The organism is Dietzia sp. oral taxon 368 (assembly GCF_002999155.1).
Lineage (GTDB): Bacteria > Actinomycetota > Actinomycetes > Mycobacteriales > Mycobacteriaceae > Dietzia > Dietzia cinnamea.
In genome coordinates, this window is sequence record NZ_CP027238.1 from 1,618,370 (window position 1) to 1,641,636 (window position 23,267).

Below are 23,267 nucleotides of genomic sequence, written 5' to 3' on the forward strand. Positions count from 1 at the left end.
GCGGGGCGCGCCGTGACGGGCCCGGTCAGGCAGAGCCGCGTCGGGCCGGGGTGCGGGAGCTCGCCGGGCGGGGCGTGCTGGGCGGGAGCTCACCGCGCCGGGGCGCTACTGCTCCGAAATAGGTCGCGGACCGGTCCCCACCACTTCCCCGGTGTACCCCTGGCCCCGGTGGGGGAGGGGCACACCTGGTGGGAGCCGGTCCGCAAGTCTGACGTGGCCGCCGCGCCGGGAAGCCCCGAGGCGTCGTGCCGGAGACCGCGCGGGTCACCCGCCGCGCGTGCGGCGGGCGACCCGGTCGTCGGTCAGGGGTTGGGCTCGACGCTGAGCTGCTTGCTCTCCGGGTCGTAGACGAGCGTGCCGCCGACGAACCGCTGGGCGATCGTGCCGTCCTCGCGCTCGGCCTCCGCGGAGACCGGCAGCCCGAGCGGCCCGTGCTCGAAGCCCTGTGCCGCCCACGCGTCGCCGATCACGCCCCACACGGGGTGCGTGCCGGTCTCGGGGGACGAGTACAGCGCGCCGTTCTCGTGCTTGACCAGCGAGACGTTGCCGAATCGCTGCACACCGGACAGCGCCTTGCCGAGCTGGGCGCCGAGCTGTTGGCCGAGTCCGCGGAAATCGCCGCCGGCCAGGTTCTCCACCGATCCGAGGTCCACGCCGACGGCGTCGCCCACCGAGCCGGCGTCGACCGGCAGGTCCGCGAGGGTCTTGCCGCCGAGCAGGGCTCGGGTCAGGGCCGCGGGGTCGAGCCGGCCCCCGGTGAGCACGGTCCGCAGCGCGGAGACGACGGCGTCCTGGATACCCGACTCGGTGATCGTGGGCAGGCCGGCGCTTCCCGTGCCACCGCCACCGCCGGTGCCGCCGCCACCGCCGCCGGTGCCCGGGTTGGACGGGGCCGGGGCCGAGCCCCCGCCGCCGCTCTTGGCGTAGGAGGCGGCGATGTCGCGGATCTGGCCCATCTTGGCGTAGCCGGCCTCGCCCGGGCAGGTGGTGAGGCCGACGTCGCGGTGGGCGAAGATGTTGGGCAGTCGCACGGCGGTGCCGTACGAGTACTTGGTGTACGAGGTGCCCTCGGAGTAGTGGGTGTCCGAGCCCTTGGGGTCGACGCCCGCGACCGACAGACGCCAGCCGATGATCTCGCCGACCTTGCGGATCGTGGCGTCGGGCGGGGAGACGGTCGAGTAGTCGCCCATCATCGAGATGCCCCAGGTGTTGCCGTTGAAGCCACCGGCGTGGGCGCCCTGGACGTTGCGGTCGAGTCCGCCGCGGCGGCCCTCGAAGGCCTGCCCGTACTTGTCGACCAGCACGTTGTAGCCCACGTCGCACCAGCCCAGCGTGCGTGCGTGGTACGTGTAGATGCCGCGCATGACGCCGGCCGAGCCCTCGCGGGTGTAGTTGTTGCTGCCGGCCGTGTGGTGGACGACCGCCGCGGCGAGCGTGGGGTCGTAGGAGGTTCCGCCGCAGCGGATCGACTCGTCGGCGCCCCAGCCGGCGCGGGTGATGATGGACGGCTGCCTGGCCGCGATGTCACCGTGCGCGCCCGTGCCGCCGGAGGCGGTGACGTCGGCGAACGCCTCGGGGTCGGGCGTCGGGGTGTCGTCGGGGGAGAGCAGGACGGCCTGCACCGAGTCGGGGTCGAGGTCGGAGCTCTCGGCGACGGGCTTGATGTCCGCGTAGCGGGTCGGCGCGGGCGGGGCGTCGTCGACGGCCGGGCGGGCCGGGGCGGACGTCGGGCCGGCGGGCGCGGCGGGGGTCGGCACGGCCGACGGGGCGGGAGCGGATTCGGCGGCGCGCGTGGCGGCGACGTCCTCGTCGGCGGGCTCGTCCGGGGTCGCCTCGGGCGCGTCGGCCAGCGAGGTGTCCTCGATGTCGATGCCGGAGAGCGAGATCTGGACCGCCGTGGTGTCGAGTCCCAGGTAGACGGGCTCGGTGCCGCCGGTGCCGGTGACGCTCTCGCCCTTGCCGTCGGTGGACTCGGCCTCGTACCAGGGGCCCCACGAGCCGTCGGGGTTCTTCGCGCGGACCTGCGCGACGGCGGCCGGGTCGTGGCCCTTCCACGTGACGCCGACCATCGAGAACGGCGTGTCGGACGTGACCTCGCGGACGGGGGAGCCGCCGGAGGCGACGTCACTGTCCACGCCCGTGGCGGGCGGAGCCTCGGCCAGCGGGACCGCGGTCTCGCCGGTCGGCAGGCCGCCACCGGCGGTGGCGGTGATGTCGTCGCCGGACTGGACGACCTGGTCCGCCCCGTACACGGCGAGGGGCGTGACGACGGACGCCGCGACCGCCACCGCCAGGGCGAGGGTCCGGCGTCGACCGCTGACGTACAGGGGGCGGCGTCGTGTTCTCAAGGGCTTCTCCAGATCAGGGTCTGTGTCACGCGGCTGCGCGGGCCGCGCGGCACTGCTGCCCTCGAGGCCCCGCCGGAACGAGACCACAGGGACGTGTGTGACGAACGGGGTCAATGTTAGCCAAGAAACGACTGAAACCAAGTGGTAAAAGTGTGAAAGTTGGGACTACAGGGATGTAGTTTCGAACCGGCGTACGACGACGAGAACGCCCGACCAGCACCGTGGGCCACTGCAGTCGCGCCGGGACGTCGTCCTCCTCGTCGTCGTCGGCGTGCCCTGAACCCACCCCCGACCCGCCGGATACCCTTGGACGCGGACCCGCGCCGACCGGCGCGTGGCCAGGTGGGCGGACGCGGGGCGCGACACGGCACCGCACCGCCGCCACGGACTACGGGAAGGCTCGAAGGTTATGGCAGGCGAACGACAGTGGGGCACCTATGACCTCATCGTGGTGGGGTCGGGTTTCTACGGTCTGACGGTCGCCGAGCGGGCGGCGAGCGAGCTCGGCAAGCGCGTGCTGGTGCTCGAGCGGCGTCACCACATCGGCGGCAACGCCTACTCCGAGCCCGAGCCCGAGACCGGCATCGAGATCCACAAGTACGGCGCGCACCTGTTCCACACCTCCAACGAGCGCGTGTGGGAGTACGTCAACCGCTTCACGTCGTTCACCGGCTACCAGCACCGCGTGTTCGCCATGCACAAGGGCACCGCGTACCAGTTCCCGATGGGCCTGGGCCTGATCTGTCAGTTCTTCGGCCGCTACTACTCGCCCGACGAGGCCCGCGCGCTCATCGCCGAGCAGGCCTCCGAGTTCTCCTCCGAGGAGGCGGCGAACTTCGAGGAGAAGGCCATCTCCCTCATCGGCCGCCCGCTCTACGAGGCGTTCATCAAGGACTACACGGCCAAGCAGTGGCAGACCGACCCCAAGAACCTGCCCGCCGGCAACATCACCCGCCTGCCCGTGCGGTACACGTTCGACAACCGCTACTTCAACGACACCTACGAGGGCCTGCCCGTCGACGGCTACACCGCGTGGCTGGAGAACATGGCGGCGCACGAGAACATCGACGTGGTGCTGGACACCGACTGGTTCGACGTCCGCGACGACGTCCGTGCCGCCAGCCCCGACGCCCCGGTCGTCTACACCGGCCCGCTGGACCGCTACTTCGACTACGCCGACGGCGAGCTGGGTTGGCGCACCCTGGACTTCGAGACCGAGGTCCTGCCGACCGGCGACTTCCAGGGCACCCCGGTGATGAATTACAACGACGCGGAGTACGACTACACCCGCATCCACGAGTTCCGGCACTTCCACCCGGAGCGGAAGAACTACCCCACGGACAAGACCGTGATCATGCGTGAGTACAGCCGCTTCGCCGAGCGCGAGGACGAGCCGTACTACCCGATCAACGAGTCCACGGACCGCGAGAAGCTCGCCGCCTACCGCGACCGCGCCAAGGCCGAGACCGTCGCCAACAAGGTGCTGTTCGGCGGCCGACTGGGCACGTACCAGTACCTGGACATGCACATGGCCATCGCCTCCGCGCTGACGATGTTCGACAACACGCTGGCCCCGCACCTGCGCGACGGCGCGCCGCTCGCCGACGGCTGATCCACCCCCGCGAAATCCGCTACTCCCCGGCGGGATCCGCTACTCCTACCGGGGTAGCGGATCCGTGGTCGGGGTAGCGGATTCTGGCGCGTCGGTGCCCGACGGGGCGGCGGCCGCGGGCGCGTCGGCGACCAGCTCGTGGACGGCGGCGTCGCGCTGCGCCGCGTGCACGATCGTCGGCTTGGCCTCGCCGAGGTGCTGCAGCACGGGCGTGACCGACGTCCAGAAGCGGCTCAGCGAGCTCAGGCCCTCGTTCTCGGCCCGTGCCTGTGCGCGTTCGGCCCGCGTGTCGTCAGCGCGCGTGGGGTGCAGCGCGGCGCGCTTGCCCTCGATCCGGTCGTCCTTGCGCTGCGAGATGACGTACCCCAGCGCGAACGCCACGCTCCGCGGCATCCGCCCGGACAGCAGCACGTGCGCCTCCGGGTAGTCGTCGAGCACCTGCTCCACCGCCCCGGACAGCTCCTCCACGAGCCGCGCGAACGCCCGCCGGTCCACCTGCCGGCCGCTCGCGCCCGGGTACCAGCGCCCGGCGGGCAGCGTCCACGGGCGGAGGATGGCGTCGGTGGCCGCGCTGGTGTCCGTGACCGCGCCGACGCCGTTCGCGGTGGTGGGCCCGGTTCCCTCGGCGCCGCTCGCGCCCTCGGTGGGACCCACGACGACGACGAGGTCCGCCGCCTCCCGAAGCGGATGACCCGCGTCCACCTCGGAGACCGGTCCGCCCCCTTCCAGCTGGAGCGAGAGCCAGACCCGCCGCACGGAGGTCCGGTCCGCCGGCGCCTCGACCGCCGACCCGGCGGGCAGGGTCACCATCGCCAGTTCCGCGCCGGCTTGGCTGCGGCGGGACCGCCACCGGCGCTCGGTCCACTCGTCGTCGCCGTCGTCGAAATACACGGTGCGCACGCCGGTGTCCCCGCCCGGGAGGCGCCGCTTCCGGGCCGCCACGGGTAGCTCGGCCAGGTGGGTGCGCTCGCGCAGGAGGATGTCGTAGCCGACCGCCAGCGCCGCCGGGAACGCGAGGTTGGGCGCCAGGAGGAACCCGGTCGCGTCGTCGTCGTCGTTCATCGCCCGCTCGAGCTCGTCGGAGATGTGGTCGACCTCGCGGCGCAGATCCACCACGGCGTTGGCGGTGCCGAACCAGCCCGTCGCCGACCGGAAACCGAGACTGCGGGCGTTGGCGACGTCCACGGCGGCACGCATCCGATCCGCGCTCTCGGCCGGCAGCAGGCGCAGGTAGTACAGGGTGCCGTTGTGTGCCATGAGCCACGCGCGCAGAGCCATCGCCACCACCAGCACGAGCAGGGTGCCGAAGAACCAGCCCAGCCGGGACGGCGAGGTGCAGGTGTCGGACCACAGGTCGGACACCGTGGAGATCGTGCACGACGCGTCGCGGGCGACGAGGTCCTCGGCGACGAGCCCGCCGAACGCGGTGGTCAACGCGACCGTGATGGCGATGAGCGTCTCGAGGAGGAACACGCGCATGAGCGTATCTGTCGCCTCGGACACCTGCCGCGAAGTGGCGGCGCGACCTCCCGGGCGGGCCTAGGCTTCTGGCATGACCCGCACGATCGCCCGGCCCCTGCCCCGCACGGTGTCCGCTCCCGCCGTCGACCCCGCCCCGGGCCGGGCGGCGGTCCTGTGCGGCGTCGCGGCCGCGCTGTTGCTGGCGCTGTTCCTCCTGCCGTTCGCGCCGGCCCGCGCCCAGGCACCCGCGCCCGCCCAGGCACCCGCGCCCGCCCAGGCACCCGCGCCCGCCGAGGTGGCCGTGGGCGTCACCGACCGGGCCGGCGTCCTGTCGTCCGGCGACCAGGACCTCTTGCGCACCGAGACCGCGCGGATCGCATTCCCGCCGCAGGTCACGCGTGTCGAATACCTGGTCTTCGACGACGACGGCGACAACCTCAACGACACCGTCGAGCGCTTCGCCCAGTCCGAGCGGCCCGACCTCGTCGCCGAGGACCGCGAAAAGTGGGCGCCGGGCACGCTCATCGTGGCCAACGACACCGAGGCGCGTGACGTGGGCATCTACTGCGGCGACGACGTCTGCGGCGCCCTCGACATCTTCGAGGGCCCGCACCTCGACGGCGCGCTGGAGGCGATGAAGGACCCGATGCGGCGGGAGAACCACGCGATGGGTCTGCTCGCGGGCGCGCAGGCCGCGAACGACCCGACAGTGACGGGCCCGGAGCCCGAGGAGGCGCCGGCCTGGCTTCCGTGGGCGCTGGGCGGTGCGGGCGTCGTGGGCGCGGGCGCGATCGGCGCGGGCGTGGCGGCGAGCCGGAAGAAGAAGGCGACGACGGCGAGGGAGCGTTACGACCGGGTCTCCCGCGAATACGGGCGGGTCGCGCAGGAGCTCACCGGGTTGGACGTCCGCGCCAACTCGCTCACCTCCCCACTGGCCGACGACGAGCTGCGGTCCCAGTGGGCGGACGTCCGGGACCGGTTCCTCTCGCTGGACACCGTGATGGGGCGGATCGGCGACCTGCGGCCCGACTCGACCGACGCCGAGTTCCGGGCCAAGGCCACCGACATCGAGCTCGCGCACACGACGGTCGACCAGATGGAGACGGCGGAGAAGAACATCGACCAGCTGTTCCGCATGGAGCAGGGTGACGCCGACGTGCGCCGCCGCCAGCTCGGCGAACTGCACGAGGACATGACCGCCGCCGCGCTGGGGACAAAGGACGAGCGGTTGGCCGCGGAGGCCCGGGCGCTGGACGCCCGGGCGGACGAGCTGGCCCGCGACACGCAGGCACCCGACTTTATGGACCGGTACGCGCGGCTGGTGGTGGACTACCGCCTCGTCGTGGAGGCGATCCGCGAGCGGGAGATGTCGGATGTGAAGACGGCCAAGGATGCGGGGGACCGCCACGCGCCCCGGCTGTACGACCGCGACTGGCGCGCCGGCTACGGCTACAACGGCTTCGTCCCGTACTACGTCGTGTCGAGCTGGCACGCCCACGACGTGCAGGCGGCGCAGTCGGCGAGCTCGACCAACACGAGCTACTCCAACGCATCGTTCTCGGGCGGCGGCGGGTCGAGCGGGTACTGACCCGCCGCCCCGCCGCCCCGCCGCCCCGCCGGGTCAGCCCTCGACGATCTCCACCGACTCGATGGTGTGCGTGGTCTGGGGCCGACCCTGCGGGCTGCCGTCGGACTCGATCGCGGTGACGGCCTCCATTCCCTCGGTGACGGTGCCGAAGAGGCTGTAGTCCGGCGGCAGCGAGACGCCGGAGTCACCGGTGACGATGAAGAACTGGGAACCGTTGGTGTCGGGGCCGGCGTTGGCCATGGCCACCGACCCGATCTCGTACTCGCCCTCGGCGGGCAGTTCGTCGGCGAACTCGTAGCCCGGGCCGCCGCTGCCGGTGCCCTGCGGGTCGCCGCCCTGGATCATGAAGCCGGGGATCACGCGGTGGAAGGTGATGCCGTCGTAGTAGTTGTGGCGGGCGAGGAAGACGAAGTTGTTGACCGTCTCCGGTGCCTTCTCCTCGAGCAGGTCCACGGTGACGGGCCCGGCGTCGGTGGTGATGACGGCCGAGTAGTCGACCCCGGGGGTCAGGCACATCGGCGGGGCCGAGTCGAACGAGGTCGTGCGCTCGTCCGTTCCCTCGGCGGGCGGGCACTCGACCTCGCCGCCGGACTCGCGGCCCTCGGACTGCGCCGCGCTGGTGGTGCCGCCGGTCGCCTGCTCGTCGGAGGCCGCGTCGTCGGAGGCGCAGCCGGCGAGCGCGAGGGGCGTGGCGAGGGCGAGCACCCCGAGGGCGGTGCGGACGGTCGGGCGGCGGCGGGGTGAAGCGGTGAGGTGCATGGGACGAGACTAGGTCAATGGCCTTGTTCGCGATCGGTCGGCGGTGGCGGGTGCAGTGGCGTCGACGACCGGCCATAGGGCCCGCGAGAACTCTGTGGCAGGCAATGTTCACCACCCTGACACATGTCGAGATAATCTATACGAATGGATCACGCTGCCCTCCGTGAAGAAGTCTTGCCCCTCCCCACGGTCGAATCCGGGTATCGCCGAGTACTCATGTTGGGGACCACCGGCGCGGGCAAGACGACCGTTGTCAGGCAACTGCTCGGGACGAACCCACGCACCGAACGGTTTCCGTCCACGTCGACCGCAAAGACAACGGTCGCCGACACGGAGATCGTCCCGTGCGACGAACCCTTCTTCCGAGCGGCTGTCACCTTCATGCCCCGCGACGAAGTCGAGGACCATCTGCTCGACAATGTCGTGGCTGCAGCGCAAGCCGTATACGAGGGTGCGGCTAACGACGTCGTCTACATGAAGCTCCTCGATCACGAGGGGCAACGGTTTCGCCTGAGCTACCTACTCGGCCGTCCGATCGTGGAGGACGACGACGACATCATCGATGACGCAATCGATGATGACATCGTCGAGGACGAGGCGAACCGCGAAACCGGGGACGAGAGCACGGAGATGTCCATCGCGGCGGGCACCGGGCTCGTGGAGGTCGACGTTTCTCAGTCACGAGAAGTGGTGGATCTCGCCGTGGCCAGGGTTCAGACAATGGTCCAGTCGATCCTCCCAAGGATCGGAATGTCAGAGGCCTCCGAGGAAGGCGAAGACGCCTTTTACGAGGCGCTTCAGGACGCGGTCGCGGACTCGGCGATCACCGGCGAGGTGATCTCGATGCTGGTCCGCGAGGTGACCAGCCGCTTCTCCGCACTGTCGTTTGGGTACCTGACGTGGGACGACGAGGGCTGGCCGCTCATGTGGACCCAGACCTCTGCCGACCGGGTCCAGTTCCTGGCGGAACTGTCTACGTTCTACGGTAACTCCGCGACCGGATTCGGGCGTCTTCTCACCCCGGTGGTCAACGGGATCCGCGTGAGCGGCCCGTTCGTCCCGACTTGGTCCGACCGACCACTCCGCCTGGTGATCATCGACAGTGAGGGGCTCGGACACACCCCTTCGTCCATCTCGTCGCTGTCATCTTCGCTCGTGAAGAAGGTGGGACAGAGCGACTCGGTTCTTGTGGTTGACAACGCGCAACAGCCGATGCAGGCCGGGCCGCTGGCGGCGTTGACCCAAATAGTCGAATCCGGGAGTGTGGCGAAGCTCCATCTCCTGTTCACCCACCTCGACGCGGTAAAGGGGGCCAACCTCACCGGCTACGCTGCTCGGACCGGGCACGTCCGGGAATCGGTGGAGAACGCGCTCTCGAGTATCGAGTCCGCGGCCGGGGCCGCTGCCGCGCGAGCTCTGCGTCGGCGCTTGGACACTTCCGTTTACTATGCGGGGCGGCTCGATCGGGTCCTTACCGCCAAGGACATCTTTGGACGCAAGGGGGCCACGGAGTTCTTGCGCTTGCGTGAGGAGCTGGAGGGGGACGAGCCGGTACGCGATCATGGGGACGCCGAGATCGTCATCGCCCGCAAGGGGGTGGTCATCGCCGTCGAGAAAGCCACGGCCCGATTTCAGGAGGAATGGCTCGTCCGGTTGGGCGTGGAGAGGCCGGCGCCCGGAGCTGACCTCCGAGCCGAACACTGGGCGAGGATAAAGGCGCTCAACCGGCGGATAGTCGGGCGGACCGACTTCGAATACCGCGACCTCAAGCCGGCCGGCGACTTACGGCGGGCACTGCAGAGTGTCCTTTACGCGATGCTGCAGAACCCCGTGCGCTGGCAGGGACAGTCCGTGTCCGAGGACGAGCGGAGTGAGGTCGTCGACACGATCGCGCTGGCATTGACAGACAAAGTCGTCGGGCTTGCCGATAAGCAGATCATCCTCGACCGAATGGACGCCTGGGACGCGGCGTGGGCCGAGTCCGGGAAGGGGTCGGTGGCCCGTCGCGCCCACATTCTGGCCGAGGACGTCATCAAATGTGGTGCCCCGGTTCCTACGGCCGACATGTCCATCGCAGCGACCCAGCTGGTCGACGCTGTTGAGCGCATTCTGGAAGAGGTCCGTGCGAACCACCATCTGACGCTGGAGTAGGTGATCACCCGCGTCGACCGCGTCAATCACCTGGGCGCGCGGGTGGGGCCCCGGCGCGTGGTGGGCGGGGTGTGTCGGCCCCGACGGGTACGATCGACCCGGCTTTCGTCCCGCAGCCGCGCCTCCCCGGCGGCGGCGCAGCGGGCGCGGAGGTGCGACAGGGCACAGCAATGTGAACGAGGGCGGCCCCGGCCGTCGGGACGGGGACACGCACACATGGAACATCACGGCCACCACGAGTTGGTCGACGAGGTCGAGCGATCGGTCGCCGCGCTCGCCGATCCACGTGGCCGGGAATGCCTCCAGCGGATCATCCTGCCGCGGGCCGGCGAGCCGCTCGACGTGCGCTCGCTCTACCTCGACGAGGCCCCCACCAACTCCCGCCGCGCCCACTCGTCCACCCGGACGTCGCTCGGCATCGGCGCGGACTCCGAGGTTTCCTTCGCCACCTACTTCAACGCGTTCGCCGCGGCCTACTGGCGCCGGTGGACGGTCCTGGACGAGGTCGTCCTGCGGCTGACCGTCCGCGGCGCGGGCCGCGTCGACCTGTACCGCTCGAAGATCGACGGCTCCCGCATCGCGATCGCCGGGGACGTCGTCGGCGAGCCGGGTCGCGCCGGGCAGGTCACCACGGTCGAGTTCGTGTGCGACCTCGGTCCGTTCGAGGACGGCGGCTGGATCTGGTTCGACCTCACCTCCGACACGGACGTCGAGCTGCTCTCGGGCGGCTGGTACTCCGCCGTCGACGCCCCGGCCACGCGCCCCGACGCCGGCCCGGACGGTCGACCCGACCCGGCCGTGCAGGTACCCAACGACCGCCGCGTGACCGTCGGCATCCCCACGTTCAACCGCCCCGGTGACGCGGTGGCCGCGCTGCGCGCGCTGACGTCCGACCCCGAGGTCGACGCGGTGATCGACGCGGTCCTCATGCCGGACCAGGGCGACAGGAAGGTCCGCGACGAGCCCGGGTTCGCGGAGGCGGCGGAGTTCCTGGGCGACCGGCTGCACATCTTCGACCAGCCGAACCTCGGCGGGTCGGGCGGCTACAGCCGCATCATGTACGAGGCCCGCAGGCTGACGGACTCGCCGTACATCCTGTACATGGACGACGACATCGAGATCGAACCCGACTCGATCCTGCGGGCGCTGGCTTTCGGGCGTTTCGCCACCGTCCCGATGCTGGTCGGCGGGCAGATGCTCAACCTGCAGGAGCGCAGCCATTTGCACACGATGGGCGAGGTGGTGGGCGCCCACGACTTCATGTGGACCGCCGCCCCGCACGCGGACTACGACTACGACTTCTCCACGTACCAGCTCACGGACCGCGACAACCCCAAGCCGCTGCACCGCCGCATCGACGTGGACTACAACGGCTGGTGGATGTGCCTCATCCCGCGCGTCGTGGCAGAGAAGATCGGCCAACCGCTGCCGCTCTTCATCAAGTGGGACGACGCGGAGTACGGGCTGCGCGCGCGACGCGCCGGCCACCCCACGGTCACCATGCCCGGTGTGGCGATCTGGCACATGGCGTGGTCGGACAAGGACGACGCGATCGACTGGCAGGCCTACTTCCACCTGCGCAACCGCCTCGTGGTGGCGTCGCTCTACCACGACGGCGACCACAAGGGGATCATGCAGTCCAGCCTCAAGGCGCTGGTCAAGCACCTGGTCTGCCTCGAGTACTCGACGGTGGCCATCCAGATCGAGGCGATCCGCGACTTCCTCCGCGGCCCCGAGGCCCTGTACGAGTTGTTGCCCACCGCCCTGCCCAAGGTGCGGGCCATGCGCGCGGAGTTCCCGGACGCCGTGGTCATCCCGTCGGCCGTCGACCTGCCCGCGCCGTCGGGCGGCCCGGCCGGGATCCACTCCGAGCCCCGCGGCCCGGTCCGCAAGGCCGTCGCGCTGGCCAGGGGTCTCGCGCACACACTGAGCAAGGACGACAAGCGTCACCACGAGGTGCCGCAGGCGAACTTCCCGCCGATCGAGGCGCGCTGGTACTCGCTCAGCCGGGTCGACGGCGCCACGGTCACCACCGCCGACGGCCGCGGGGTGGTCTACCGCAAGCGCGACCGCGAGCTGGCCGCCGCGCTGTTCAAGGAGTCGGCGGCGCTGCACCGCGAGCTGTACCGGCGGTTCCCCGAGATGCGGCGCCGCTACCGTGACGCCCACACCGAACTCGTGACCAAGGAGGCCTGGAGCCGTGTCTTCGATGCCTGATCCCGTGGGTTCGGTCGAGATCCCCGTAACCACCGGCGAGGTCCGGCTCCTGGCGGCGGTGCAGAAGCGCCTGCTCGCGGTGCCCGGGTCGCGTCAGGCGGCCGTGACGCTGTCGCACGTCGGCGAGCACGCCCTCGGGTGGATGGTGATCGCGGCGGCCGGGATGGTCGTCGATCCCGCCCGCCGGGGTCGCTGGGCGATGGTGGGCATCGGCAGCTTCGGCGCCCACGCCACGTCCGTCGTCGTCAAGCGCGTCGTGCGTCGTCGCCGGCCGGACCACCCGTCCGTCGCCGTGGGGGTGGGCACCCCCTCCAAGCTGAGCTTCCCCTCATCCCACGCGACCTCGACGACCGCGTTCGCCCTGCTCGCGGGGTCGGTGACCGGGGTGCCCGTCGCGCCGGCGCTCGTGCCGGTGATGCTGGCGTCCAGGTTGGTGCTCGGAGTCCATTACCCTTCCGATGTGGTCGCCGGTGCCGCCGTCGGTGCGGGCTGTGCCGCCCTCACCCGCGCGGTCTGGCCCTCGGACGCGGTCCAGCAGGTCCTGCCCGGGGCACTGCGCGACGGCGCGGCGGGCCCGCGCGCCACCCAGATTCCCGAGGAGAAGCGATGACCGATCAGACCGGAGTGCCGGCCGCCCGGGGCGGGACGGAACACCATCTCCTGGGCGCCGAACCGCACACGGCCAACGAGATCGACGACATCGAGGAGGCCGCCGAGGAGTCCGGGGGCGCGCCCCCGAAGAACCTGCTCGACGGGATGGTCAAGGCCCTCCGGCCGCGGCAGTGGGTCAAGAACGTCCTCGTCATCGCGGCGCCCGCCGCGGCGGGGTCGCAGACGCTCACCGACGGCAGCGTCCTGTTCTCGGTCTTCATCGCGTTCGTGGCGTTCTGCATGGCCGCCTCGAGCGTGTACCTCATCAACGACGCGATGGACGTCGAGGCCGACCGCGCCCACCCGACCAAGCGTTTCCGGCCCATCGCGGCCCGCGTGCTGCCCGTCGGCCTCGCCTACGCGATGGCGGTGGTGCTCATCGTCGCCGCGCTCGTCATCTCCGTGCTGTTCGCGCACCCGGCCCTGGCGATCGTCGTGGCCGTGTACATCGTGCTGCAGCTCATGTACTGCTTCGGGCTCAAGCACCAGCCGGTGCTCGACATCGCGTTCGTCTCCTCCGGCTTCCTGTTGCGCGCGGTCGCCGGCGGCGCGGCCGCCGAGGTCGAGATCTCGCAGTGGTTCCTGCTCGTCATGGCGTTCGGTTCGCTGTTCATGGCGGCGGGCAAGCGGTACGCGGAGCTGAGCCTGCACCTGAAGACGGGCGCGAAGATCCGCAAGGCGCTGGAGAGCTACACCCCCACCTACCTGCGGTTCGTGTGGACGCTGTCGGCCACCGTGCTCGTGCTCTGCTACGCCCTGTGGGCGTACGACCGGGGCTCGGACCCCACCCAGCCGAGCGGTGCGGCGATCTGGCTGCAGATCTCGATCGTGCCGTTCACCATCGCCGTCCTGCGCTACGCGGTCGACGTCGACGCCGCGCAGGCGGGCGAGCCCGAGGACATCGCGCTGGGCGACCGGGTCCTGCAGGTCCTCGCCGCGCTGTGGGTCCTGACCGTGGTGATCGGGGTCTACATCGTCCCGTCGCTGGCCTGATCCCGGCGGACCCACGATGTCGGAGGTGACGGCAGAGCGCCGTGACGGTCGTCGCGACCAGCGCGGGGCCGGATCCGGCGACCCGCGGGCCGAGCACCGCGACGTGGTCGGACGCGGTCGGGGGGACGCGGTTTTCTGGTCCGGGCTCGCCGTGGTGGTGGCGATCTTCTTCGCCGGCGCGTGGCAGCGGCGGTGGATCGCCGACGACGGTCTCATCGTGCTGCGGACGGTCCGCAACCTCGTGGCCGGCAACGGCCCGGTGTTCAACGCGGGGGAGCGGGTCGAGTCCAACACCTCCACGTTGTGGACCTATCTCATCTACGGCACCCATGAGGTCGTCGGCTACCGCCTCGAGCTGGTCTCGCTGGGCCTGGCGCTCACGCTGAGCATGCTGGCGGTGGCGTGCGCGATGCTGGGCGCCCGCGTCATGTACCGCGGGACCCGACGCGCCCCGGCGGGCGGGCCGATGCTGCTCCTGCCGTTCGGCGTCCTCGTCTATGTCATGCTGCCGCCGGCCCGCGACTTCGCCAGTTCCGGACTCGAGACGGGGCTGGTGATCTGCTGGATCGGCGTCATGTGGCTGGGCCTGCAGCTCTGGGCCCGGTCCCCGCATCGCGAGGGCCGCTTCGGCCTGCCCGCGCCGGGGACGGCGGCGATCGCGTTCATCGCCGGCCTGGGGCCGCTCGTGCGGCCCGAGATGGCGCTGGCGGCGGCGGTGTTCCTCGCGATGATGGCGGCGTCCCGCCAGTCGTGGCGGCACCTGGGTTGGCTCGTGGTCATCGCGGGCACGGTGCCGGTCGTCTACCAGCTCTGGCGGATGTCCTACTACGCGCTGCCGTACCCGCTCACGGCCGTGGCCAAGGACGCCGGCGGGTCGAAGTGGGACAAGGGCGCCGAGTACCTGTGGGATCTGCTCGCGCCGTACGTGCTGCTGCTGCCGCTCGTCGCCGTCCTCGTCGCGGGCCTCGTGGCCCTGTGGGCCCGCACGGCCCCACGTCGCGCGGCCGGTGCGTCGTCCGGACATCCGCTACTCCGACTCGGGATCCGCTCCCTTCACAGGGGTAGCGAATCCGGTCCGGCGGTAGCGGATTCCGGGTCAGGAGAGGGTGACGACGACGAGGGCGGCCGGCTGCTCCGCCTGCGGGGGCGGGTCCGCTCCACCCCGGTCGTCACGGTCGCGTTCCTCGTCGTGGCCCTGGTGATGCTGCTGTACGTCACCCGCGTCGGCGGCGACTTCATGCACGGCCGCGTGCTCCTGCCGTCCCTGTTCCTGATCCTCCTGCCCGTTTCGGTGGTGCCTCTGCCCGTAGGGCCCGCACGCGGGTCCGCGGACGCCTCCGTGCGGCGGGTGGCGGTACCCGTGACCGCGGCCGCGTGGCTCGTCGTCGTCGGATGGGCGGTGACCGTCCAGATCACCGAGGATCCCTTCCGCGAGGAACCGGAGTCCATCACCGCGGCCGGCATCGTCGACGAGCGGCAGTTCTACATCCAGCGCACGGGTCACAAGCACCCGCTGCTCGCCGAGGACTACCTCGACTTCCCGCGCATGCGCGCGCTCGTGCGCGACGTCTCCCGCAACGAGACGGGGGCGGTGTTCCTGCCGGTGCCGGGCTTCCAGGACCGCTGGGACGTCGTCGCCTACGACCACCCGATGCCCGGGCTCGCGCCGTTCGAACTGCCCGAGGACCCCGTCAAGACCGTCGTGTTCCTCAACCTGGGCATGACGAGCATGAACCTGCCCCTCGACGTGGGCGTGTACGACACGGTCGGTCTGGCTTCGCCGCTCGCCGCGCACACGGACCGGATGGAGGACGGGCGGATCGGGCACGACAAGTTCCTGCCGTACGACTGGGTGCTCGCGCAGAAGCAGGTGATCGAGGACCCGGTCAACTTTCCGCGGTGGATCGACGTCAACTGGGTCAACCAGGCCGAGGTGGCGCTGCAGTGTCCGGCGACGCAGGCGCTGATCGAGTCGTATTCCGCCCCGTTGACCCCCGAGCGGCGGTGGTCCAGCCTGGTGAACGCATTCTCATTCGCCGAGTACCGCATCAACAGAATCCCTGCGTACGAGGTGCAGCGGTGCGGCTTACCGATGCCTGAGGAGGTGGAGAAGTACCAGGGCACTCGGTAGGGTGGCGCTCGCTGTTGTCTCGAAACGGTAACAGTCAGGGGTCGAATCGGTCCCCGACCTGTAACACCTGTCCCAAAATGCGCGACAGTATCGATGACCTCGATGTCGCAGTTCCGGTCCTTCCCTGGTGGGGCCGGTCCGATGAACGTCACCGATGCCCCGCGGGGCACCAGGAACGAACAAAGGAACCAACGAATGTCCCACTCCACCCTCCGGCGCCGGTTCGCCGCCGGGCTCACCGCTCTGGCGACGGCCGCAGGGCTCCTCGTCGGCGCCCCGGCACTGGCCGGCGCCCAGGCGACCGAGCAGGGTTCCTCTGCCAGCCTCGGCTCGGCGGGTTCGTCGGCCCCTCCGCCGGCCGCCCCCGCGTTCCAGCCCGCCGGCGGCAACGAGAACCCGGTCGGTTTCCGCAACTGGCTGCGGCCGGGCTGCGAGTGGGATCCCGTCGCGTCCTGGGTCCAGCTCTGCCACGTGTGGTCCCCGGCGATGAACCGGCACATCAAGGTGCAGGTGCAGCCCGCGCGCTTCGGCGGCAACGCCGGTCTCTATCTGCTCGACGGACTGCGGGCGCGTGATGACTGGAACGCGTGGACCCACGACGCCCAGGCGCAGCGCATCTTCCTGCAGGACAACATCACCCTGGTCATGCCCGTCGGCGGCCAGGTGTCCTTCTACTCCGACTGGCAGCGACCCATCAACCTGGGCGGCAACCTGCTGGAGTACAAGTACGAGACGTTCCTGACCCGGGAGCTGCCGAACTACCTGGCGGACCACTTCGGCGTGCGGCGCGACAACAACGCGATCGCCGGTCTGTCGATGGGCGGCTCCGCCGCCGCGTCGCTCGCGGCCAACCACCCGAACCAGTTCAAGCAGGTGTCGGTCTTCTCCGGCTACATGAACCCGACCGCCCCGGGCATGTACACCATGATCCCGCTGGCGATGTTCGACCAGTGCAAGTGCGACCCGTTCGCCATGTGGGGCCTGCCCGGCGCTCCGGCGTGGGGTCGCAACGACCCGCTGCTCAACGCCGACAAGCTGCGAGGCATCCCGATGTACGTCACCGCCGGCTCCGCGATCCCGGGCCAGTACGACCAGCCCTCCAGCCTGCAGGCCGTGTTCAATACGTTCAACGGCATCATTCTCGAGGGCCTGTCACGCGGTTCGACCCTGGCGTTCCAGAACACGATGAACGCGGCCCCCAACAAGGCCATCTTCGAGTACCGCACCACCGGTATCCATGGTTGGGGCTACTGGAACGACGACCTCATTGCGGCGCGCTCGGCGCAGATCCTGAACGTGATGGACGCCCACGCCTGGGCGGGGTACTGAGCCACACAGGCGAGGCGGGACAACTAAATAGGACGGATTCGCGCTCTCACAGCGAGTCCTCACCCGTCACACCGGGGCCCCGCGCGTAGATTCTGTGCGGGGCCCCGGTCGCATCTGACCACCGGGTTCGGCCGCGGGAGGGGAACCCGCGGGCGTGCCGCGGACCCGGGCCCCGGACACGGGTGACGCGGGCCGGGTGCGACGCGCGCCCACCAGACGATCCGGCGAGACGACGCGGCAAGAAAGAGATCAACACATGGCGACCCCCAGCGCACACGCGAGCCCCCGTTCCCGGTGGGCGTCCCTCCTCGCGGCTCCCCTCGTGGTGTCGGTGGTGGGGTCGGGCCTCGTCCTGCCGCCCGTCGCCGCGGCGCAGGAGACGCCGACCCGTCCGACCCCGGCGCAGAGCAGCCCCGCGCAGACCGCTCAGCCGCGGTCGACGACCGCCGCGCCGGACCCGGCGGGCGCGCCCGACGCGCCGAGCCTGCGCGTGCCCGCGGCGCCGCCCTCCGGCGTGCGTCTGGACAAGGTCGAGTGGAAGTCGGCCAACCGTGTGGCCCTGTGGGTGCAGTCGCCGGCCATGGAGCAGGCGGTGCAGGTGCAGCTCCTGCTCCCCGCCCAGTGGAACGCCGACCCCGGCCGCACCTACCCGTCCCTGTTGCTGCTCGACGGGCTCCGGGCCCGCGATGACGCGAGCGGCTGGACGCTCGAGACCAAGGTCTCCCAGTTCTTCGACGCCAAGAACGCGGTCGTCATCCTGCCGGTGGGCGGCCAGTCGAGCTTTTACACCGACTGGGTCTCCGACGCGAAGGGCGCGGCCTACCAGTGGGAGACGTTCCTCATGCAGGAGCTGCCCCCGCTGCTGGCGCGTGACTGGCGCGTCGGCGACAAGCACGGCGTGGCCGGGCTGTCCATGGGCGGTACCGCCGCCATGATGCTCGCCCAGCGCTACCCCGAGCACTTCCAGTTCGCGGCCAGCTACTCCGGCTTCCTCGACACCACCAGCTTCGGCATGCCCGAGGCCATCAAGGTGGCCATGCAGGACGCCGGCGGCTACCCGGCCGAGAACATGTGGGGGCCGCTCGGCTCGGAACGGTGGCAGGAGCAGGACCCCAAGCTCCACACCGAGAAGATGCGCGGGCAGAGCATCTACGTCTCCGCGGGCAGCGGCAACACCGGACCGTGGGACCAGCCGTCCGGGCTGCCGGACATCCCCACCAACTTCCCCGGCTACGGGCTCGAGCTGCTCTCGCGGATGACCACCCAGACCTTCGTCAACAAGGCGCGCGCCGAGGGTGTCGAGGTCACCGCGAACTTCCGCCCGTCGGGTACCCACACGTGGCCGTATTGGCAGTTCGAGATGACCCAGGCGTGGCCGCAGTTCGCCGCCGCGGTGGGCATCGAGAACGTCGAGAAGCCGTGCGCGGCGGCGGGCGAGATCGCCCGCGTGGCCGAGCGTCAGCCCGGACTCGGGCCGTGCCTCACCGGCGAGTACGACGTCCGCGGCGGCAAGGCCACCGACTTCCGCTTCGGCCGCGTGTTCTGGTCGCAGGCCACGGGGGCGCATTCCGTCCTCGGGGCGATCGGCGCCGCCTATCAGGCCGAGGGCGGACCCGACGGCGTGCTCGGGTTGCCGACGTCCGGGGAGACGACCACCCCGGACGGGCGCGGCCGGTTCTCCACTTTCCAGAACGGCGTCATCTACTGGTCGCCCTCCACCGGCGCGCACGCGGTCCGCGGCGGCATCCGGGCGATGTGGCAGGAGCGTGGTGCGGAGCGCGGCGACCTCGGGTACCCGACCACCGACGAGATCACCAACCCCAACAAGCCGGGCGTCGTCCAGGGCTTCCAGGGCGGGACGGTCTACTGGTCGGAGGAGACGGGTCCCAAGGTCGTCGAGGGGGACATCCTCAAGGCCTACCGCGAGGCCGGGGCCGAGAACTCCGAGCTCGGCTACCCCGTGACCGACGAGATCGCGCTCGACACCCGGCGCGGCGCGTTCAGCCGGTTCCAGGGCGGCGCGATCTACTGGTCCCCGCGCACCGGTGCCCACGTCGTCCCCCGCGGACCCGTGTTCGACGCCTGGGGCACGGTCGACTACGAGCGCGGCCGGCTCGGCTACCCGACCGGCCCGCTGCGCAACACCGCCGGCGGCCAGGTGATGGAGTTCGAGGGCGGCCGGATCACCGTGTCCGGCGGCCGGGCGGAGATCTCGTGAGGTCCCGCGCGCTCACGCTCGGCGCCGCGCTCCTCGTCGCCGGCGGGATGCTCACCGCCTGTGGGGGCGGGGACTCGACGGTCTCCGGCGTCCCCGATTCCGAGACGCTCGCCCCGCCGCCGGGCGGCGGCTCCGCCGGTGCCTCCCGCGTCCCGGCGACGGAGGACTCCGGCCGGTACACCGAGGCGCCCGCCCCGGTCGCCCCGGACGCGCCGGGGTACACCGCCCCGGCCGTCGGTGCGCGCGAGCGCGGCTATCTCTCCGCGCTGGAGAAGGAGGGCATCGAGACCGCCGACCTGTCGGACTCGCTCGTCGCCGCCGGCAACACCATCTGCCGCATCCGCACCACCGGTGGAGCCGCGGACGAGACCACGACGATCGCCGACGCGGTCGCCGGCCAGATCTCCGCGGGTGGCTACTCCGACCGCGAGGTCGACGAGCTGTCGCGGATCGTCGTGGACGCCTCGGCCGGGCAGCTCTGCCCGTAGCGGCCCGCCCAGCGCACTGCCGCCCGCTCGGCCCGCGCAGCACGGCGGCGGTCGTCGGCGTGCGGCGGCCGTTCCGGGTGAGCCCGGACACCTCACCCGGCACCTGAGGAACCCGCGCGGACCGCGGGGCGTTGAACCGGTCGTCGGCCACCCGCCACAGTCGTGCGGGAGGTCGGGAAGGAGTTCGTATCGTGGCTCGCGGAACGCGTCGTGGGGGAGGCCGCCGTCTCGGCTGCTCGCTGGGGGCGCTCGTCCTGATCGTCCTGCTCGTGCTCGGCATCGGGTGGTGGCTCGGCAACCGGGGGTTGCCGACCGGCCCCGACGGCCCGCTGCCCGGCCCGGACGAGACCGAGCAGACCCAGCCCGCCGACTGCCCGGACGTCGAGATGATCGCCGTCCCGGGGACGTGGGAGAGCAGCCCCACCGACGACCCGTTCAATCCGGGCTTCCTGCCCAACGCGCTGCTGCGGACGATCACCGACCCGCTGAGCGAGCAGTACCCGGGCGAGCGCCTCGAGGTGTTCACCGTCCCCTATGTGGCGCAGTTCCGGAACCCGCAGCGGCCCAACGAGATCACCTACGACCAGAGCCGCGCGGAGGGCACCGAGCGTGCCCGTGCCGAGCTCGCCGCCGTGCACGGCCGCTGCCCGTACACCTCGTTCATCCTGCTGGGCTTCTCGCAGGGAGCGGTGATCGCCGGGGACCTGACCAACGAGATCGGCACCGGCAACGGGCCCGTCCCCGCCGACCTGGTGCGCGGGTCCGTCCTCATCGCCGACGGACGCCGCCTGCCCGGCGAGGGGCAGTCGCCGGGACTGTCGCCCGGCAACGGCCAGGGGATGGAGATCTCCCTGCAGCCGGCCACCGGGCTGACCCAGCTCATCGCGGGCGCCACCATGACCGGGCCGCGCCCGGGCGGGTTCGGCGAACTGAACGACCGCACGGCCCAGATCTGCGACTCGCGGGATCTGATCTGCAACGCCCCGCTCAACGTCGTCGACGGTGCCGCCCGGTTCCAGGAGTTCGTCGCCAACAACGCGATCCACGCCATGTACGCCACGAACCCGGACGTCATCGCCGGGACCACCGTCCCCGAGTGGACGATCGGCCACGTCAGAGAGCTCGTCGACGCCGCTCCGGAGATCGCCCACGAGTGACCGTCGCGCCCGGTCCCCGGCGCCCGGGGTGCGACACGCCAGGCGAGCGAGGATTCGGAGTTCGGATGTGTCCTGAGGCACGCTGTAGGATCGACCAGGCTTGTCGTCAGTGCACCCGGCATATCCGTGGTCGACGACGTCGACCAACGTAGGACGGATCGGAACGGAGCAACGTGGAGTTCGAGCAGTATCACGACGTCGGTGGGGCGATCGTCATCCCTGATCGCACCACCCTTGTCGACTTCGTCGAAGCCAACGTCTCCGCCGCGCGCCAAGACCCCGCCCGTGACGGGCTGGTCTATCGCTACATCGACTACTCGGCCTCCCGCGACGGTGAGGTGCACGAGCTGTCGTGGACGCGGTTCGGCGAGCGGCTCTACGCCATCGCGGCCCGCCTACAGCAGGTCGCGAAGCCGGGGGACCGCGTGGCCATCCTCGCCCCGCAGGGCCTGGACTACATCGTGTCGTTCTTCGCTGCAATCCAGGCCGGGCTCATCGCCGTGCCGCTGTTCGACCCGGACGAACCGGGTCACCACGACCGCCTCCACGCGGTCCTGAGCGACTGCACACCGGCGGTCATCCTCACCTCGACCGAATCCGCCGCCGGGGTCCGGAAGTTCTTCCGCGAGCTGCCCGCCCGCGAGCGTCCGCGCACCGTCGCCGTCGACGCCATCCCCGACGAGCTCGGCTCCGGCTGGTCCCGACCGGACCTCGGCGCCGACGACGTCGCTTACCTGCAGTACACCTCGGGCTCAACCCGGGTGCCCGCCGGAGTCGAGATCACGCACCGCAACGTGGTCACCAATGTCATGCAGCTCTTCGACAGCCTGGGGCTGACCCGAGCCTCGCGCGGCGTCACCTGGCTGCCGCTGTTCCACGACATGGGTCTGCTGACGGTGATCCTGCCCGCGATGGGCGGGGCAACCATCACGGTGATGAGCCCCCGAGCGTTCGTGCAGCGGCCCGGCCGGTGGGTCTCCCAGCTCGGCGCCGCGAGCGGTGGTGACGGCGTGTTCGCCGCCGCCCCCAACTTCGCGTTCGAGCACGCCGCCCGCCGGGGCCTCCCCCGGGAGGGCGAGACCTTCGACCTGTCCGGCGTGACCAGCATCATCAACGGTTCGGAGCCGGTCACCCCGGCCTCCATGCGCGCCTTCAACGAGGCCTTCGCGCCCTACGGGCTCGCGCCGACCGTCATCAAGCCGTCCTACGGCATGGCGGAGGCGACCCTGTTCGTCTCGTCGCCGCGCCGCGACGACGAGGCGATCGTCATCCACGTGGACCGGACGGATCTCAACCAGGGCGTCATGACGGTCCTGGACCCCGCCCAGGTCGAGGGGAACGAGGACGCCATCCCGCAGGTCGCCTGTGGTTACGTCGCCCCGAGCCAGTGGGCGACCATCGTCCACGCGAACATCGACGAGTCCACGGGCGAACACGACGGCACCGGTCGCGAGCTCCCCGAGGGCCGTGTGGGCGAGATCTGGCTGCACGGCACCAACGTCGGGCGCGCCTACTGGGGACGCCCCGAGGAGTCCGACGCCACGTTCGGCAACCGGCTCGTCGAGCGGCTCGAAGAGGGCTCCAAGACCGTCCGCGAGTTCGGGACAGTCCCCGAGGACGCGCGGTGGCTGCGCACGGGCGACTACGGGGCGTACGTCGACGGCCAGCTGTACATCACCGGCCGCGTCAAGGACCTCGTGATCGTCGCCGGCCGCAACCACTACCCGCAGGACTTGGAGAACACCGCGCAGAGCGCGTCAGACGCCCTACGTCCCGGCTTCGTCGCCGCGTTCTCCGTGCCGGCCAACCAGCTGCCGATCGACGCGCGTAACGGCGCGGACATCGCCGCCGATGATTCCTCGGAGACGCTCGTCGTGGTCGCCGAGCGTGCGCCCGGGGCGGGCAAGGCCGATCCGGGCCCCGTCGCGGACGCCGTCCGATCGGCTATCTCCGCGCGACACGGCGTGACCGCCCAGGACGTGCTCCTGGTCCCCGCCGGATCCATCCCCCGCACCTCCAGTGGCAAGATCGCGCGCCGTGCCTGCAAGGCGGCGTACGTGGACGGCACACTGCGCGGGGGCTACAAGCAGACCGCCTTCCCGGACCTGCCGGCGCAGTAGCGTCCTCCCGGCCGGGCCGGTTCAAGGCACCAAGGGTGCCCCGC

15 protein-coding genes are annotated in these 23,267 nt (G+C 71.1%); 12 read left to right on the plus strand and 3 right to left on the minus strand.

Annotated features, from left to right (window positions below; genetic code table 11):
* Positions 1-302 precede the first annotated feature (302 nt).
* The gene (locus C3V38_RS07605) at positions 303-2,348 is read right to left on the minus strand and encodes an N-acetylmuramoyl-L-alanine amidase (protein WP_254426124.1); all 2,046 of its coding nucleotides are present in this window, start codon (positions 2,346-2,348) and stop codon (positions 303-305) included.
* A 409-nt stretch (positions 2,349-2,757) separates the two neighbouring features.
* Between C3V38_RS07605 and glf the strand changes: the two genes are divergently transcribed.
* Positions 2,758-3,960, plus strand: a complete 1,203-nt coding sequence (gene glf / locus C3V38_RS07610) for a UDP-galactopyranose mutase (RefSeq protein WP_061914203.1) — start codon at positions 2,758-2,760, stop codon at positions 3,958-3,960.
* A gap of 45 nt (positions 3,961-4,005) precedes the next feature.
* Here glf and C3V38_RS07615 read toward each other — a convergent pair whose 3' ends face one another.
* Positions 4,006-5,439 (minus strand): hypothetical protein, encoded by a 1,434-nt coding sequence (locus C3V38_RS07615; RefSeq protein ID WP_106385441.1) that lies wholly within the window; start codon positions 5,437-5,439, stop codon positions 4,006-4,008.
* Positions 5,440-5,512: 73 nt separating this feature from the next.
* Here C3V38_RS07615 and C3V38_RS07620 point away from each other — a divergent pair, with 73 nt between their 5' ends.
* Positions 5,513-7,009 carry a DUF5129 domain-containing protein gene (locus C3V38_RS07620; protein ID WP_106385442.1) on the plus strand — a complete coding sequence of 499 codons (1,497 nt, stop codon included), beginning with the start codon at positions 5,513-5,515 and terminating at the stop codon, positions 7,007-7,009.
* 33 nt (positions 7,010-7,042) lie between these two features.
* Here C3V38_RS07620 and C3V38_RS07625 read toward each other — a convergent pair whose 3' ends face one another.
* The gene (locus C3V38_RS07625; RefSeq protein WP_061227876.1) at positions 7,043-7,768 is read right to left on the minus strand and encodes a peptidylprolyl isomerase; all 726 of its coding nucleotides are present in this window, start codon (positions 7,766-7,768) and stop codon (positions 7,043-7,045) included.
* Positions 7,769-7,912: 144 nt separating this feature from the next.
* Between C3V38_RS07625 and C3V38_RS07630 the strand changes: the two genes are divergently transcribed.
* The 10 genes from C3V38_RS07630 to fadD32 all read left to right on the plus strand — a co-directional run bounded on the left by C3V38_RS07630 (position 7,913) and on the right by fadD32 (position 23,223).
* Positions 7,913-9,919 carry a hypothetical protein gene (locus tag C3V38_RS07630; protein WP_129591174.1) on the plus strand — a complete coding sequence of 669 codons (2,007 nt, stop codon included), beginning with the start codon at positions 7,913-7,915 and terminating at the stop codon, positions 9,917-9,919.
* Between the two features lie 216 nt (positions 9,920-10,135).
* The gene (locus C3V38_RS07635) at positions 10,136-12,136 is read left to right on the plus strand and encodes a glycosyltransferase (RefSeq protein ID WP_106385444.1); all 2,001 of its coding nucleotides are present in this window, start codon (positions 10,136-10,138) and stop codon (positions 12,134-12,136) included.
* On the plus strand, positions 12,129-12,746 hold the full coding sequence (locus C3V38_RS07640; protein WP_106385445.1) for a phosphatase PAP2 family protein: 618 nt from the start codon (positions 12,129-12,131) through the stop codon (positions 12,744-12,746). The genes C3V38_RS07635 and C3V38_RS07640 overlap by 8 nt, the downstream gene beginning before the upstream one ends.
* A complete protein-coding gene (locus C3V38_RS07645) occupies positions 12,743-13,780 on the plus strand; it encodes a decaprenyl-phosphate phosphoribosyltransferase (protein ID WP_106385446.1) in 1,038 nt (345 codons plus the stop codon). Before C3V38_RS07640 ends, C3V38_RS07645 begins: the two co-directional genes overlap by 4 nt.
* A 16-nt stretch (positions 13,781-13,796) precedes the next feature.
* The gene (locus C3V38_RS07650; protein ID WP_106385447.1) at positions 13,797-15,911 is read left to right on the plus strand and encodes an arabinosyltransferase; all 2,115 of its coding nucleotides are present in this window, start codon (positions 13,797-13,799) and stop codon (positions 15,909-15,911) included.
* A gap of 195 nt (positions 15,912-16,106) precedes the next feature.
* On the plus strand, positions 16,107-17,240 hold the full coding sequence (locus C3V38_RS07655; protein ID WP_106385448.1) for an alpha/beta hydrolase family protein: 1,134 nt from the start codon (positions 16,107-16,109) through the stop codon (positions 17,238-17,240).
* A 256-nt stretch (positions 17,241-17,496) separates the two neighbouring features.
* Complete coding sequence (locus tag C3V38_RS07660; protein ID WP_106385449.1) at positions 17,497-19,458, plus strand: alpha/beta hydrolase-fold protein; 1,962 nt, start codon at positions 17,497-17,499, stop codon at positions 19,456-19,458.
* Positions 19,455-19,946 carry a DUF732 domain-containing protein gene (locus tag C3V38_RS07665; protein WP_106385450.1) on the plus strand — a complete coding sequence of 164 codons (492 nt, stop codon included), beginning with the start codon at positions 19,455-19,457 and terminating at the stop codon, positions 19,944-19,946. The genes C3V38_RS07660 and C3V38_RS07665 overlap by 4 nt, the downstream gene beginning before the upstream one ends.
* Before the next feature lie 191 nt (positions 19,947-20,137).
* Entirely contained in the window at positions 20,138-21,103 is a 966-nt protein-coding gene (locus tag C3V38_RS07670; RefSeq protein ID WP_106385451.1) for a cutinase family protein, read from the plus strand.
* A gap of 173 nt (positions 21,104-21,276) precedes the next feature.
* On the plus strand, positions 21,277-23,223 hold the full coding sequence (gene fadD32, locus C3V38_RS07675; RefSeq protein ID WP_106385452.1) for a long-chain-fatty-acid--AMP ligase FadD32: 1,947 nt from the start codon (positions 21,277-21,279) through the stop codon (positions 23,221-23,223).
* The last annotated feature ends 44 nt before the right edge of the window (positions 23,224-23,267 follow it).

What these genes read in the sequence shown, in the direction of transcription:
- C3V38_RS07620 (WP_106385442.1), top strand. Translation starts at nt 5,513, where the DNA reads ATGACCCGCACGATCGCCCGGCCCCTGCCCCGCACGGTGTCCGCTCCC.
- C3V38_RS07655 (WP_106385448.1), top strand. Translation starts at nt 16,107, where the DNA reads ATGTCCCACTCCACCCTCCGGCGCCGGTTCGCCGCCGGGCTCACCGCT.
- C3V38_RS07635 (WP_106385444.1), top strand. Translation starts at nt 10,136, where the DNA reads ATGGAACATCACGGCCACCACGAGTTGGTCGACGAGGTCGAGCGATCG.
- C3V38_RS07660 (WP_106385449.1), top strand. Translation starts at nt 17,497, where the DNA reads ATGGCGACCCCCAGCGCACACGCGAGCCCCCGTTCCCGGTGGGCGTCC.
- glf (WP_061914203.1), top strand. Translation starts at nt 2,758, where the DNA reads ATGGCAGGCGAACGACAGTGGGGCACCTATGACCTCATCGTGGTGGGG.
- C3V38_RS07650 (WP_106385447.1), top strand. Translation starts at nt 13,797, where the DNA reads ATGTCGGAGGTGACGGCAGAGCGCCGTGACGGTCGTCGCGACCAGCGC.
- C3V38_RS07645 (WP_106385446.1), top strand. Translation starts at nt 12,743, where the DNA reads ATGACCGATCAGACCGGAGTGCCGGCCGCCCGGGGCGGGACGGAACAC.
- C3V38_RS07630 (WP_129591174.1), top strand. Translation starts at nt 7,913, where the DNA reads ATGGATCACGCTGCCCTCCGTGAAGAAGTCTTGCCCCTCCCCACGGTC.
- C3V38_RS07615 (WP_106385441.1), bottom strand. Translation starts at nt 5,439, where the DNA reads ATGCGCGTGTTCCTCCTCGAGACGCTCATCGCCATCACGGTCGCGTTG.
- C3V38_RS07640 (WP_106385445.1), top strand. Translation starts at nt 12,129, where the DNA reads ATGCCTGATCCCGTGGGTTCGGTCGAGATCCCCGTAACCACCGGCGAG.
- C3V38_RS07625 (WP_061227876.1), bottom strand. Translation starts at nt 7,768, where the DNA reads ATGCACCTCACCGCTTCACCCCGCCGCCGCCCGACCGTCCGCACCGCC.